Genomic DNA, 13,923 nt, shown 5'->3' with positions numbered 1-13,923 from the left:
GATCAGGGATTCCTACTCCTGGGACGAATGCGCGGTGCGGGAGGGACGCGCCGGTGAGGACGGCGCGCCGGCCGGTGGCGGCGCGCTGGGGGAGGTCGCGGCCAGTACGGACTCGCAGTGGTCGAGCCACCGTTGTTCGGCTTCGGCTTGGAAGATCATGGAGTCGAGCACCAGGCGTTGCGCGGTCCCGGGCTCGGCGCGTTTGGCGCGTGTCAGGCTCTGCAGGGTGCGCATGGTGGCGCTGCGCTGGGCCTGGACGACCTGGCGGACCTCGACGCCAGGCGCGGTGACGGCCATGGCCAGTTTGATCACCAGTTCGTCGCGGGGCCGGTCGGCCTGGGCGATGGGGGTGCCGAACCATCGCGACAGCTCCGAGCGGCCCTCGTCGGTGATGGCGTACACCACCCGGCCCTGGTCATCCTGCTCGCCGGGCGCCACGAGGCCGTCGCGCTCCATGCGGGAGAGCGTCGTGTAGACCTGGCCGATGTTCAGCGGCCAGGTCGCCCCCGTGGACGCCTCGAACTCCACACGAAGCTGATAGCCGTAGCGCGGTCCCTGTGTCAGCAGGGCGAGAAGGCCATGGCGGATCGACATGAATACTCAGTATGCATACTCAGTATGCTCTCGACAACAGATCCCGCATATTCTGGACACCTTGCCGTTGCCAGCCTGATACTCGGGAGATGAGCTCGACGCACCCGCCTGTGCGCGCCTCCGACGGGGACCGTGATCGCGCGATCAGTGAGCTCCGCGATCATGCGCTCGAAGGACAGATCTCGCATGACACCTTTCTCGGACGGGTCGATCGAGCGCTGCGGGCCCGCAGCCGCGTCGAGCTGACCGACCTCGTCTCCGATCTCCCGCCGCACGGCAGGTGGCGCCGGAGGCTGACCGAAGCCGTTGCCTCGGTCTCCGACCTCACCACGCGCATCGAGAGCGCGTGGCGCCGCCCGCGCCTCCCCCGGCTCGCCCTGCCCGCCGAGAGCCGGCCGCGCTATGTGGTGGGCCGTGGCTCCGAGTGCGACCTGATCCTCACCGACCTCACGGTGTCACGCGTGCACGCCGAGCTGCGCCGCGACAGCGAGGAGTGGCTCCTCGTGGACCTCGGCTCGCTCAACGGCACGCGGCTGAACGGCTGGCGTCTGGTCGGACCGGCCCACGTCCGCGCGGGGGACGAGATCGCCTTCGGCGAGTGCGCGTTCCTGGTGTCCCTGCCGCAGTAGGCGGTTCCGGCCGGACAAGATACGAACATTTCCGTATTGCCGTCTGGTCAGAGGTTCTCGATGATCGCGGCATGATCCGGGCCATCTACCTCTGGAGGAACCCGTGCGGATGCCCCGACGACCGGCCGGACTGCTGACGGCAGTACTCCTCACCCTCACCGTGACCTGGGCGTCGGGGGCGAGCGTTCCCGCGAACGCCGCCGACCCCGCGCCCGGCGTCGCGGATCTCACCAAGGATCTCGACCAGCTCCTCGGTAACCCCTACCTCGCCGTGGCCCGTTCCGGCGTGGTCGTCAAGAGCGCCTCGACGGGCGAGACGCTGTACGAGCAGGACCCTGGGAAGGTGTTCCTCCCGGCCTCGAACACCAAGCTGCTGACCTCCACCGCAGCCGTGGACACCCTGGGCCTCGACTACCGCTTCACCACGAGCGTGCTGAGCTCGGGACGCCGCCTGGGCTCGACCCTGGCCGGTGACCTCTACCTCAGGGGGACCGGCGACCCGACCATGCTCGCCGCCGACTACGACGCGCTCGCCGCCGAGGTGGCCGGCTCCGGCGTCAGGATCGTCACCGGCAAGCTGGTCGCCGACGACACCTGGTTCGACGACGTGCGGCTCGGCACCGACTGGGCCTGGGACGACGAGCCGTACTACTACGCGGCCCAGATCTCCGCGCTGACCGCCTCCCCCGACACCGACTACGACGCCGGCTCGGTGATCGTCTCCGTCGCTCCGGGCGCGTCCGCGGGTTCCGCCGCCAAGGTGACCACCACGCCGCCGACCGACTACCTCACGATCGAGAACCACGCCACCACCGGCACCGCGACCGACGTCCTCGTCAACCGCGTGCACGGCACGAACAGGGTCGTGATCACCGGCACGGTCGCGGGGCCGTACGACGAATGGGTCACGGTCGACGACCCGACCGGGTACGCCGCGTCCCTGTTCAGGAAGGCACTCGGCAAGCACGGGGTGCGTGTGCTCGGCACGACCGCCAGGGGTGCGACGCCGGCGGCGGCCAAGAGCGTGGCGCAACACGACTCCATGCCGCTCAGCCGGCTCCTGGTGCCCTTCCTGAAGCTCAGCAACAACATGCACGCCGAGATCCTCACCAAGGCGATGGGCCGCGAGGTCTCCGGCAGGGGCACCTGGGACGCCGGGCTGGCCGTCACGCTCGGGTTCGCCAACAAGAACGGCGTCAAGGCGGTACGGCTGCGCGACGGCTCGGGCCTGTCGCGGCTGGACGGCGTGACCCCGGGCGAGCTCACGGGCTTCCTCATCGCCATGCGCTCCAAGCCGTGGTTCACGACGTGGTACGACGCCCTGCCGATCGCCGGCAACTCCGACCGTTTCACCGGCGGGACGTTGCGCAGCCGCATGGCGGGCACCCCGGCGGCGAACAACGTCCACGCCAAGACCGGCTCGCTGACCAGCGTGACCGGGCTGTCGGGCTACGTCACCAGCGCCGACGGCGAGCCGCTGGTGTTCTCGATCCTGACCAACAACTACCTGACGGGAAGCCCCAAGACCCTGGAGGACTCCATCGCGGTCCGCCTCGCGCGCTTCAAGCGGGACACCCCGGTCGACGCCACCGTCCAGCTCAGGACCGCCGACCCCCAGGGAAGCGACAGCGACCTCGAATGCTCGTGGCTCAAACCCGTCCAGTGCTGAACCGGCACTGACGCCCGCGAACGCCACCGGCTCCGTCCCCTCGCGCGAGGGGACGGAGCCGGTCAGGCGAAGGGGAAGGGTTACTTCTCCTTGAGCCAGCTCATCATCGGGCGGAGCTTGGCGCCGGTCTTCTCGATGGAGTGCTCGGCCAGCTCCTCGCGGTACTTGCGGAAGTTGCTCTGGCCGCCGTCGAACTCCTCGACCAACTCGCGGGCGAACTCACCCGACTTGATCTCGCCGAGGATGCGCTCCATCTCCTTCTTGGTCTCGGAGGTGACGACGCGCGGCCCGCGCGAGTAGCCGCCGTACTCGGCGGTGTCGGAGACCGACCAGTACATCTTGGAGATGCCGCCCTCGTACATGAGGTCGACGATGAGCTTCATCTCGTGGAGGCACTCGAAGTAGGCGACCTCGGGCTGGTAGCCGGCCTCGATCAGCGTCTCGAAGCCGGTCTTGATCAGCTCGGACACGCCGCCGCACAGCACGGCCTGCTCGCCGAACAGGTCGGTCTCGGTCTCCTCGGTGAAGGTCGTCTTGAGCGCGCCGGCGCGGGTGCCGCCGATGGCCTTGGCGTACGAGAGCACCAGCGGCCAGGCGTCGCCGGTCGCGTCCTTCTCGACGGCGACCAGGACCGGGACGCCGCGACCGGCGGTGAACTGCCGGCGGACCAGGTGGCCCGGGCCCTTGGGCGCCACCATGGCGACGTCGACGCCCTCGGGCGCGTCGATGAGGCCGTAGCGGATGTTGAGGCCGTGCCCGAAGAACAGCGCGTCGCCCTCGACGAGGTTCGGCGCGACGTGCTCGGCGTACAGGTGACGCTGGATGTGGTCGGGCGCGAGGATCATGATGAGGTCGGCCTCCTCGGCCGCCTCCCCCGGGCTGACGACGCGCAGGCCGTCGTTCTCGGCCTTCTCGCGGCTCTTGGAGCCCTCGGGCAGGCCCACCCGGACATCCACGCCGGAGTCCCGGAGCGACAGCGCGTGGGCGTGGCCCTGGCTGCCGTACCCGAGCACGGCCACGTGCCGACCTTGGATGATCGACAGGTCGGCGTCGTCGTCGTAGAAGATCTCAGTCACTAGCTTGCCTTTCGTGATTTCGTACGGCTCGCGCCCGCGCGCTCAAGCGCTGCGGTCCAGGGCCCGGAGCGAGCGGTCGGTGATGGAACGGGCGCCGCGGCCGATGGCCACCATGCCCGATTGGACGAGCTCCTTGATGCCGAACGGCTCCAGCACCCTGATGAAGGCGTCGAGCTTGTCCGGCGTGCCGGTGACTTCGATGGTCACCGCGTCCGTGGCGACGTCCACGCAGCGGGCGCGGAAGAGCTGCACGAGCTCCAGCACGTTGCCGCGCGTCTCGGCGTCGGCCCTGACCTTGATCAGCGTCAGCTCCCGCTGCACGGACTGGGAGGAGTCGAGCTCGACGATCTTGATCACGTTGACCAGCTTGTTGAGCTGCTTCGTGACCTGCTCCAGCGGAAGCTCGGCGACGCTGACGACGATGGTCATCCGCGAGACGTCGGCGTGCTCCGTCGGCCCGACGGCCAGCGAGTCGATGTTGAAGCCCCGCCTGCTGAACAGCGAGGCGACCCGGGCGAGGACGCCCGGCTTGTTCTCGACGAGAACCGACAGCGTGTGGCGGCTCATGCGTTCCCTCCCGCGAAACCCGTCAGGCGTGCGAAGCGGCTCACAGCAGCTCCTCGTTGTCCCACACGGGAGCCATGTCCCGTGCGATCTTGATCTCGTCGTTGCCGGTGCCCGCCGCGACCATGGGCCAGACCATGGCGTCCTTGTGGACGACGAAGTCGATGACCACGGGCACGTCGTTGATCTCCATGGCCTTGCGGATCGTCGCGTCGACGTCCTCTGGCCGCTCGCACCGCAGGCCGACACAACCGTACGCGTCCGCCAGCTTCACGAAGTCGGGGATGCGACGGACCGTCTTCAGGTCGGAGTTCGAGTAGCGCTCGTTGTAGAACAGCGTCTGCCACTGCCTGATCATGCCGAGGTTGCCGTTGTTGATGACGGCCACCTTGATCGGCACGCCCTCGATGGCACAGGTGGCGAGCTCCTGGTTGGTCATCTGGAAGCAGCCGTCGCCGTCGATGGCCCACACCGTGGCCTCGGGCCGGCCCATCTTGGCGCCCATCGCGGCCGGGACCGCGAAGCCCATGGTGCCCGCGCCGCCCGAGTTGATGAACGTGCCGGGGATCTCGTACTTGACGAACTGCGCGGCCCACATCTGGTGCTGGCCCACGCCCGCCAGGTAGTAGGCGTCCGGCCCGACGATCTCGCTGAGCCGCTCCATGACGTACTGCGGGGACAGCGAGCCGTCCTCGGCCTGGTCGTACCCGAGGGGGTAGGTGTCCTTGTAGCCCTGGAGCAGGGTCCACCAGGCGGCGTAGTCGCCGGCGCGACCCTCGGTGTGCTCGTGCTCGACGGCCGCGACCAGGTCGGTGAGGACCTCCCGGCAGTCGCCCACGATCGGGACGTCCGCGTGGCGGTTCTTGGAGATCTCGGCCGGGTCGATGTCGGCGTGGATCACCTTGGCGTGCGGGGCGAAGCTGTCGAGCCGGCCGGTCACACGGTCGTCGAAGCGCGTGCCGAGGGCGACGATCAGATCGCTGCGCTGGAGGGCGCCGACGGCCGCGACCGTGCCGTGCATGCCGGGCATGCCGAGGTGCAGCCGGTGGCTGTCGGGGAAGGTGCCCCTGGCCGTCAGCGTGGTGACCACGGGGATGCCGGTCAGCTCGGCCAGCTCGGCCAGCTCGGCCGACGCCCGCGCCTTGTGCACGCCGCCGCCGACGTAGAGCACCGGCCGCTTGGCCTCGACCATCAGGCGCGCGGCCTCCCTGATCTGCTTGGAGTGCGGCCGGGTGACCGGACGGTAGCCGGGCAGGCGCATCGTGGGCGGCCACGCGAAGGTGGTCTTCGCCTGGAGCGCGTCCTTGGAGATGTCGACCACCACGGGGCCCGGACGACCGGTTGAGGCGATGTGGAATGCCTCGGCGATGATCCGGGGGATGTCGTCGGCGTCGGTGACCAGGAAGTTGTGCTTGGTGATCGGCATGGTGATGCCGGAGATGTCGGCTTCCTGGAAGGCGTCCGTGCCGATCAGAGGAGACGCGACCTGGCCGGTGATCGCGACGATCGGCACCGAGTCCATGTAGGCGTCGGAGATGGCGGTCACGAGGTTGGTGGCGCCGGGACCACTGGTGGCCATGCACACCCCGACGCGCCCGGTCGCCTGGGCGTACCCCTCGGCTGCGTGGCCGGCACCCTGCTCGTGACGTACGAGCACGTGCCTGAGCTTGGTGGAGTCGTAGAGCGGGTCGTAGGCGGGCAGGATGGCACCGCCGGGGATCCCGAACACCGTGTCGACCCCGACCTGTTCCAGTGCCCGGACGAGGGCCTGCGCACCTGTCATCTCTTCGGTCATCGGCTCGTTTCCTTGCGTGGCTGAGCTGGGTGTGGCCATAAAAAATGCCCCGCCCGCCGGTATGGCGGTGCTGGGGCTGGCGCGCAGGCTGGGGACTCTTCGTCAGCGACCCGCGCGCCGGCGAAGTACTACACTGTCAAGCCAGGCTCGCGAGAGCCCGGCGATGAGGTCCCCAGTGATACGCATGCCGCAACGATAGCCCCTGACACATCCGACGTGTCAAATCCCCGGACACATGTCTCACAATATGGGATCTCGGAGGGAGAAAGCTAAGCGGTGTTCTGGAGTGGCGACAGGCTCGTACGCATCAGCGAGTCGACCCCTCTCGCCGCCATGGGCCTGGCCACCAGATAGCCCTGACCTCGGGTGCAGCCCATCTCACGCAGGAGCTCAAGCTGCTCGGGACGTTCGATGCCCTCGGCCACGACGATCAGCCCGAGATCGTGGCCGAGCCGCACGATCGTGCGGGTGAGCAGGGTGAGCGTTTCATCGCGGCCGAGACCCGAGACGAACGACGGGTCGATCTTGATCATGTCGACGGGCAGCCTGCGGAGCAGGGCGAGGGACGCGTACCCGGTGCCGAAGTCATCGATCGCGAGCCGCACGCCGAGAGCGCGCAGCTCCGACAGGCGGTTGATGATCTCCTCTGCGTCCTCGACGAGCATCTCCTCGATGACTTCGAGGGTCAGGGCGCTCGCGGGCAGGCCGCTCTCGGCGAGGGCCTCCTCGACGGTCTCGACGAACCGGGGATCGGTGATCTGGCGGCTGGACAGGTTGAGCGAGAGCCCGATGTCCCACGACGACGCCCGCCAGCCGGCGACCTCGCGGCAGGCCTCCCGCAGGATCCACTCGCTCAGGGGGACGATCAGCCCGGTGTCCTCGGCGGCGCCGAGGAACTGCTGGGGAGGGACGAACGTGCTCCCCCGCCACCAGCGCACCAGGGCCTCCACCGCCGTCACCCGCGACGTCGCGAGGTCGACCACCGGCTGGTACTCCACGGCGAACTGGTTGGCGAGCAGCGCGCGCTGGAGGTCGGCGGCCAGCTCAAGCCGCCGTACGACGTCGGCGTGCATGTGGGCGGCGAACACCTCGACCCGGCGCCCGCCGAGCTCCTTGGCCCTGGCCATCGCCACGTCGGCGTTGCGGATGAGGTCGCCGGCGGGGACGCCGTCCTCGGCGAACGCCACCCCGACGCTGGCGGTCAGCGCGATGTCGCGGTCGGCCACCCGGAAGGGCTCTGAGGACACCGCGCGCACCAGCCGCTCGGCGAGGTCGATGGCGATCTGCGCGTCCGCCGTGCCCGAGCTCCCCGACGCGCCGGACCCGCCCGAGCTGCCCGACTCCAGGAGCACCGCGAACTCGTCGCCGCCCCAGCGGGCCAGCGTGTCGTCCGCGCGTACGGCCGCGCGCAGCCGCCGGGCCGCCTGGCTGAGCAGGTAGTCGCCGCTGGCGTGGCCCACGGAGTCGTTGACGCCGGTGAACCCGTCGAGGTCGACGAAGACCACGGCCGTGCGCCCCGTGCCCCTGCGGGCGAGCACCTCGCGGGTGCGCTCCTCGAAGTAGGCGCGGTTGGGCAGGCCGGTCACACCGTCGTGGAAGGTCAGGTGGGCAACCTGGTTGCGCAGGGCGACCTGGTCGCTGACGTCGCGCGTGGAGATGAGGACGAGATCCTCGCCCTCGCGCGGGTGCCGGGTGGCGACGGACTCCGCGGGGCACCAGGTGCCGTCGGCCGCGCGTACCCGGCAGGCGACCCTGCAGGCGCTCTGGCGGTCGGCGGAGGACTCCTCCTCGGCCGACATCGCCCGCAGCGCCGCCTGGACGGAGGGAGCGTCCTCCGAATGCACGTAGTCGAAGATCGAGGTGCCGACCAGATCCTCCGGGCGGTAGCCGTAAAGCTCCTCGACCCCGGACCCCATCTCGCGGACGACCCCCTCGGGGTCGCAGACGAGGACGAGGTCGCCGGCGCTCTCGGCGAGGTGCATGAGCCGCCGCTCGCCCGACTCCACGGTGCCGCGCATGCTCGCGGTCTCCAGGGCCAGCACGAACACCCGGGCGAGGAGCACGGCCACGACCGAGCCCGCGATGATCGGCAGCACCGGCACCGGGTCGTCGGGCCGGCCCGCGAGCACGCGTACGACCAGGACGACGGCGGCGACGCCCGCCAGGGCCAGCGGCGCGCCGTCGACCACGGAGGAGGGCGCGGACCGTACCGGCTTGGCGCAGGCGCGGCTCGCCCAGGGCGTGGCGGCGAGCAGCAGGAAGGTGACCGGGGCCAACATGCCCGCGACGAGCGGCGGGGTGCCGCCCGCGGTCAGCCGCCCGACGGCCGTGGCCAGCTCCCCGACGGTGATCGCCGCGAGCACGGCGAGCGCGGCCATGCCCGCCCGCCGTCCGCCGGAGCGGGCGGCCAGCACGGCGGGGGCCACGGCACAGGTCATGAGCAGGCACACCACGGGCAGGGCCAGCGTGCTCGGCTCCTCGGCCTTGGCGTAGGCGGGCGCGAGCAGCACGACCCAGCAGATCGTGAAGAGGGACGCGGCGCTCACGTAAGCGCTGGAGACGTAGTGGAGCAGCGACCTGCCGTACGCGGGACGCCCCACGCTGACGCCGCATCCGATGGCGAGCAGCAGGGTGCCCACGAGCAGCAGGACATCGGCGAAGGTCAGCACGAAGGGTGTGCCCTCGGCGATCGGCCGCAGGCCGACGCCCGCCAGCCAGGTGATCGCCCCCCCGGCGAGCCAGCGCCAGGACGAGGAGGGGGGAGGCGGGGCGGTGTGTATGGCCGCCACGAACAGCGAGACGACGGCGAGGAGTCCCGCCACCACTCCCGCGACCGCGGTGACGACGGTGGAGGACCCGCCGACGAGAAGGGCAGCCGCGAGGCCCACCGCGCCGAGCCCGGCGGCGGCGGTCAACGGGACCCTTGGGTCACGAAGGCCGTTCAACGTCGTCGCCCATGCGGCTCATCCCTGTCACGTCGCCAGTGTCGCGCCCGCCCGGCGGCGGAAGGGGCGACAACCGCCCAGTCGTCACCGATCTGATAACCGCCGTGGTGCCCGCGAACGGTTCGCGTGGTGAGATTCACGGTACGCAGCGGAGGTCACGAGGCAGCCACGGTCTGGGTTTGCTTTCCTATCGGTCCGAGTCAGAAAGACATGTCAAGCGTGTCAGTAGGACCCCGTGATCACGTTGTTCAGCGGCTCCCCGGACAAATATCTCAGCATCTGAGACCGTACGAGCTTGCGCACGCGCCGGATCGAGGCGGGCGTGCTGCCGGCCACGTGCGGCGTGATGAAGACTCCCGGAGCCGTCCAGAGCGGATGTCCCTCGGGAAGGGGCTCGGGGTCGGTCACGTCGAGCGCGGCCCTGATCCGGCCCCGCTGGAGCTCGGCGACGAGCGCGCCGGTGTCGACCACGGGGCCCCTGGCCGCGTTGACCAGCACCGCGCCGTCCTTCATCCTCGCGAGGAACGCGGCGTCCACCAGGCCCGCCGTGCCCGGGGTGGAGGGCACGAGCAGCACCACCACATCGGCCTCCGGCAGCAGGGCGGGAAGCTCGTCCTGCCCGTGGACGCCCTCACGGGCGGTGCTCGCCACCCGTACGACGTCGACCTCGAACCCGTCGAGGCGACGCTCCAGGGCCTGGCCGATGGAGCCGTACCCGACGATCAGCACGGTCGCGTCGGCCAGGGCGCTGGTGTAGCGGTAGGCCCACTCGCCCCGGCGCTGGGCGCCGGTGAAGGCGGGGAAGTCGCGCAGCACCGCGATCATCGCGCCCACGGCCCACTCGGCGGTCCCGGCCTCGTGCACGCCCCGCGCGTTGCACAGGACGACCCCGTCGGGCAGGTGCGGGCGGTAGGCCTCCACGCCCGCCGTGACGGTCTGCAGCAGACGCAGCTTGGCCATGCGGCCAAGGAGCTCCGGGGTCTGGCGCGGGGGCACCAGAGGGGGAACCCAGACCTCGATCTCCTCGGCCCCCTCGGGCGGCCGCGGGCCACCGTCGTACAGGACGCAGTCGACGTCGGGCAGATCGGTCAGAACTTCGACGACGGCCTGCGAGGGAGCCCAAATCTTCATGACCGTCAAGCCTAACGACCCCCTACTGGGCCGGGAACCTCGTGACGCCAGCACCAGTATGGAGTCACGGAGGAGGTCCACTATGTCGAACCGAACCTTTTGTTCCCGCGATATCGAGCCCCGAGCCACCACCCACTGGCGCGCCGCGGTCGCCCGGCGGGCGTTCGCCGCGATCACGGCGGTGGCGCTGGTGGCCGGATGCACCCCCGGGACGGCGGCGCGCGGAGGCGGCGAGGAGGGCGGCACACCGTCCCCTCCGGCGAGTTCCCTTCCCCAGAAGGAGCCGGGGGAGCCCCGGACGCTCGTCGAGGGGCTGTCCGTGCCGTGGGCGATCGCGTTCCTGCCCGGCGGCGACGCGCTGGTGACCGAACGCGACTCCGCGCGCCTGCTGCGGGTGACCCCGGCCGGGGAGACCAGCCCGGTGGGGGTGGTCGACGGCGTGTCCGCGAGCGGGGAGGGCGGCCTGCTCGGCGTCGCGGTCTCCCCGAAGTTCACGCAGGATCACCATGTCTTCGTGTACTTCACGGCGGCGACCGAGAACCGCATCGTGCGCTACCGCTACGACGGCGGCCTGAAGGACCCCGAGACGATCCTCAGCGGCATCCCCAAGGGAAGCATCCACAACGGCGGGCGGCTCGCGTTCGGCCCCGACGGGTACCTGTACGCCTCGACGGGCGAGACCGGCGACCGTCCCCTCGCCCAGGCCCTCGGCTCGCTGGGCGGCAAGATCCTTCGCATGACCACCGACGGGAAGGCCGCCCCCGGCAACCCGTTCCAGAACGTGATCTGGAGCTACGGCCACCGCAACGTCCAGGGCATGGCCTTCGACCCCTCCGGCCGCATGTACGCCTCGGAGTTCGGCCAGAACACCTACGACGAGGTCAACCTGATCAAGAAGGGCAGGAACTACGGCTGGCCCGCGGTGGAGGGCTTCGGCGGCCAGAAGCAGTACGTCGACCCCCTGCTGACCTGGTCCACCGACGAGTCGTCCCCGTCCGGCATGGCCTACGCGGGCGGGTCGCTGTGGGTGGCGGCGCTGCGCGGGACGCGGCTGTGGCAGATCCCGCTGTCCGCCTCCGGCCAGGTGGGCAAGCCCATCCCCCGGTACGAGGGCCGGTTCGGCCGGCTGCGGGCCGTCGCGGCGGCGCCGGACGGCAACCTGTACGTGTCGACCAGCAACAAGGACGGGCGGGGCTCCCCCAGGGAGGGCGACGACCGCATCCTGATCATCCCCATGAGCTGAGGGGGGTCACCCCGGCAGCGGCTCCACGATGGTGTCCGGGCTCGGACTCTCGCGCCCGGCGGACCCTGCGATCGGGGTCGTGCGCGCGTGTACGCAGGTCACCTTCGCCTGCGGCTCGTACACCGTGGTCTCGGGCCGGTCGCGCTTGACGACCTCGCCGTCCTCGTAGAAGACCCGGGTGACCGTGACGGTGAATCCCGGCGCGCCCTCCATCGGGAGGCAACCGGGGTCGCTGTCGGACTTGCTCTCCGGCTGGGTCACGTCGGACCGCTCGGAGGTCTCTACGTCGATCCGGTCGTACCGCTTGGTGCTCCACAGGGTCACGGTCACGGAAGTGGCGCTGTAGGAGGCTTCGACCAGGACGCCGTGCTCCGTGTCGTTCCTCCACCGCAGGTCGGTTTCGGGATACGACACCGCCGCGTCCCGCCCGGGGGGGTAGCGCGAGACGTGGAACGCGTGCGCGGTGTGCTCGACGTCCTCCATGCCGGCGGTGTACGCCGCGTTGTACATGGTGGTCGCGAGCTGGGAGACGCCTCCGCCGACGGCGATGACCAGGCGGTCGTCCTCGATGGCCTGCGCGGGGACGAACCCACGCGCGGCGTCCGGCTTCCCGACGACCTCGTTCAGCGAGAACGTCTCCCCCGGCTTCACCAGCCGGCCGTCCACGAGGTCGGCGGCCTTGTGGATGTTGGTCACCCTGGCGGCGCAGCACGGGAAGTACGTCGTGAAGAAACCGATCTGCTCCTTCACGCCGAGCTTCATGGCGGCCTCGTCGGTGAGGAGAGGCTGGGTGATGGCGAGGGAGACCGGGATCGTACGGCTTCCGCCCCCCGTGACCACGTCGGCCACCGCGGCGGCGAGCTTGGCGGCGTCGACGCCCTTGCCCGTGCGGGCGTGTACGAGCTTCGGCGCGCCGCCCTCGATGACGAACCCCGCCTCTCGCGGTGTCTCGGCGACGCCGACAAGCCTGGTCGAAAGGCCCGCCGCGGCCGTCCAGGCGTCGAACCGGGGTCGTACCACCCCGCGCTGGTCGGCCGCGAAGCTCAGGTGGGCGGCGATGACCGGCGGGGAGAGAGTCACCCGCCTGCTGCCGTTCGCCAGGACGATCGGCGCCGACACCGCCCGTCGCGCCATCTCCAGATGGCCGTCGAACGCGGCCTTGCCCGCCCTCGGACGTACGGGGATCACCGGCAGCGACACCGAGGCGGGGGCGTTGACGAAGGCCCGCTTGATCGCCTCCCCCGTGGCCCTCTGGTCGAGGACGACGCCCTCCTTGGGAGGGATGATCTGCGGGGTCGTTCCCTTGTAGACGATCGCCCCCTCGTGGGCGGGCCGGTCGACCTGCTTGGCGATCTTGCGCACCCGCTGGCTCAGCTTGGCGGAGTTCGTGGAGATCCGGAGCGGCAGGACGCGATCTCCGGTGAGCGAATGCCAGACGGCGAGGGGACTGGGGAACCCGGTCTTGGCGTCGGCGACCGTGGCCTCCACGTCGATCGTCAGCCCCGCGTCGCGCGGGTCGAGCGCCCCCACCCGCCGGCCGTCCAGCATGAGGCCGACGGCTTCGTGGTCGTTGCCGTCGAAGCGCTGGTGGATGCGGTCGATCGCCTCGGTCTCGGTCAGGCTCCCGATGTGTACGTCCGCGACGTGCGTGCCGGGCAGCACCCTGCCCCACATGTACGTGGCGGGGATCGCGTAAGCGAGCAGGAAGAGGAAGGCGAGCCCGCCCGTGAGGATCAGGAAGACCCGTAACCTGCTTCGAGGCTCGGACGGCTCGGGCAGGATGACGACCGAGGGCTCGACCGCCGGATCGTCGGCGCTCCTGCGCAGCCGCACGTTCGCGGTCATGGGCCACGGTTCGGCCGGAGGCGCGGGAGGAGGCAGGGTCACCGATTGGCCCGGCCCGCCGATCCCGGACGGCGGCGTCCGCGCGAAGATGTCGGGCGACACGCCGGGCGGCAGGGGCGAAACGCCTGGGGGAAGCTTCTTGCGCCCGCCCGCGGGACGCGCGGGCGTACTGTCCCTCGAATACTGGCGGTCGACGGGCAATGCGACGGGGGAGTCTGGACGCACCGCCGCGAACGGGTCGGGCGGCGGGTCGATGGACGCTCCGGCGTTCCGCACGCCCTCGTCTCCTCCCGCTCCGTACCGGTTCCCCCGCATCACCCTAAACCAACATCACTCGCAAATTCCTCTACATCTTTGGATGAATCCAGTCCCAGGTATAGAGAATTCCCGCTTGTACACGTACTAAGTACGAGGGGGTACGGCGGGCCCCGG

Annotated in this window: 10 protein-coding genes; 3 read left to right on the top strand and 7 right to left on the bottom strand. The window is 70.4% G+C overall.

Annotated elements, in window-relative coordinates; all coding sequences use genetic code 11:
* Window positions 1-12 precede the first annotated feature (12 nt).
* A complete protein-coding gene (locus tag ACGFIV_RS22690; RefSeq protein ID WP_358560587.1) occupies window positions 13-594 on the bottom strand; it encodes a PadR family transcriptional regulator in 582 nt (193 codons plus the stop codon).
* Window positions 595-683: 89 nt separating this feature from the next.
* On the opposite strand from ACGFIV_RS22690, the gene ACGFIV_RS22685 reads away from it, so the two are divergent.
* Window positions 684-1,223: a DUF1707 and FHA domain-containing protein gene (locus tag ACGFIV_RS22685; protein ID WP_358560588.1), complete on the top strand. Its 540-nt coding sequence runs from the start codon at window positions 684-686 to the stop codon at window positions 1,221-1,223.
* Window positions 1,224-1,332: 109 nt separating this feature from the next.
* Window positions 1,333-2,892, top strand: a complete 1,560-nt coding sequence (dacB, locus tag ACGFIV_RS22680; RefSeq protein ID WP_392837457.1) for a D-alanyl-D-alanine carboxypeptidase/D-alanyl-D-alanine-endopeptidase — start codon at window positions 1,333-1,335, stop codon at window positions 2,890-2,892.
* 80 nt (window positions 2,893-2,972) lie between these two features.
* Here dacB and ilvC read toward each other — a convergent pair whose 3' ends face one another.
* From ilvC to ACGFIV_RS22655, 5 genes are all read right to left on the bottom strand, one after another.
* Window positions 2,973-3,959 (bottom strand): ketol-acid reductoisomerase, encoded by a 987-nt coding sequence (ilvC, locus tag ACGFIV_RS22675; protein WP_358550881.1) that lies wholly within the window; start codon window positions 3,957-3,959, stop codon window positions 2,973-2,975.
* 51 nt (window positions 3,960-4,010) lie between these two features.
* Entirely contained in the window at window positions 4,011-4,535 is a 525-nt protein-coding gene (gene ilvN / locus ACGFIV_RS22670) for an acetolactate synthase small subunit (protein WP_358550873.1), read from the bottom strand.
* Window positions 4,536-4,575: 40 nt separating this feature from the next.
* Window positions 4,576-6,366 (bottom strand): acetolactate synthase large subunit, encoded by a 1,791-nt coding sequence (locus tag ACGFIV_RS22665; protein ID WP_392837454.1) that lies wholly within the window; start codon window positions 6,364-6,366, stop codon window positions 4,576-4,578.
* Window positions 6,367-6,596: 230 nt separating this feature from the next.
* On the bottom strand, window positions 6,597-9,242 hold the full coding sequence (locus ACGFIV_RS22660; RefSeq protein ID WP_392837452.1) for an EAL domain-containing protein: 2,646 nt from the start codon (window positions 9,240-9,242) through the stop codon (window positions 6,597-6,599).
* A gap of 252 nt (window positions 9,243-9,494) precedes the next feature.
* Window positions 9,495-10,403: a 2-hydroxyacid dehydrogenase gene (locus ACGFIV_RS22655; RefSeq protein ID WP_358550867.1), complete on the bottom strand. Its 909-nt coding sequence runs from the start codon at window positions 10,401-10,403 to the stop codon at window positions 9,495-9,497.
* An 82-nt stretch (window positions 10,404-10,485) separates the two neighbouring features.
* On the opposite strand from ACGFIV_RS22655, the gene ACGFIV_RS22650 reads away from it, so the two are divergent.
* A complete protein-coding gene (locus ACGFIV_RS22650) occupies window positions 10,486-11,646 on the top strand; it encodes a PQQ-dependent sugar dehydrogenase (protein ID WP_358550865.1) in 1,161 nt (386 codons plus the stop codon).
* 6 nt (window positions 11,647-11,652) lie between these two features.
* Here ACGFIV_RS22650 and ACGFIV_RS22645 read toward each other — a convergent pair whose 3' ends face one another.
* A complete protein-coding gene (locus tag ACGFIV_RS22645) occupies window positions 11,653-13,767 on the bottom strand; it encodes a VanW family protein (protein WP_392837449.1) in 2,115 nt (704 codons plus the stop codon).
* Between the last annotated feature and the right edge of the window lie 156 nt (window positions 13,768-13,923).

It is taken from the genome of Sphaerisporangium sp. NPDC049003, from assembly GCF_043197795.1.
Classification (GTDB): domain Bacteria; phylum Actinomycetota; class Actinomycetes; order Streptosporangiales; family Streptosporangiaceae; genus Sphaerisporangium.
This window is presented reverse-complemented; position numbering and strand designations above follow the sequence as displayed.

Bases quoted from the DNA above. Each gene is read 5' to 3' on its own strand.
- ACGFIV_RS22690 (WP_358560587.1), bottom strand. From the start codon at position 594: ATGTCGATCCGCCATGGCCTTCTCGCCCTGCTGACACAGGGACCGCGC.
- ilvN (WP_358550873.1), bottom strand. From the start codon at position 4,535: ATGAGCCGCCACACGCTGTCGGTTCTCGTCGAGAACAAGCCGGGCGTC.
- ACGFIV_RS22650 (WP_358550865.1), top strand. From the start codon at position 10,486: ATGTCGAACCGAACCTTTTGTTCCCGCGATATCGAGCCCCGAGCCACC.
- ACGFIV_RS22685 (WP_358560588.1), top strand. From the start codon at position 684: ATGAGCTCGACGCACCCGCCTGTGCGCGCCTCCGACGGGGACCGTGAT.
- ACGFIV_RS22665 (WP_392837454.1), bottom strand. From the start codon at position 6,366: ATGGCCACACCCAGCTCAGCCACGCAAGGAAACGAGCCGATGACCGAA.
- dacB (WP_392837457.1), top strand. From the start codon at position 1,333: ATGCCCCGACGACCGGCCGGACTGCTGACGGCAGTACTCCTCACCCTC.
- ACGFIV_RS22655 (WP_358550867.1), bottom strand. From the start codon at position 10,403: ATGAAGATTTGGGCTCCCTCGCAGGCCGTCGTCGAAGTTCTGACCGAT.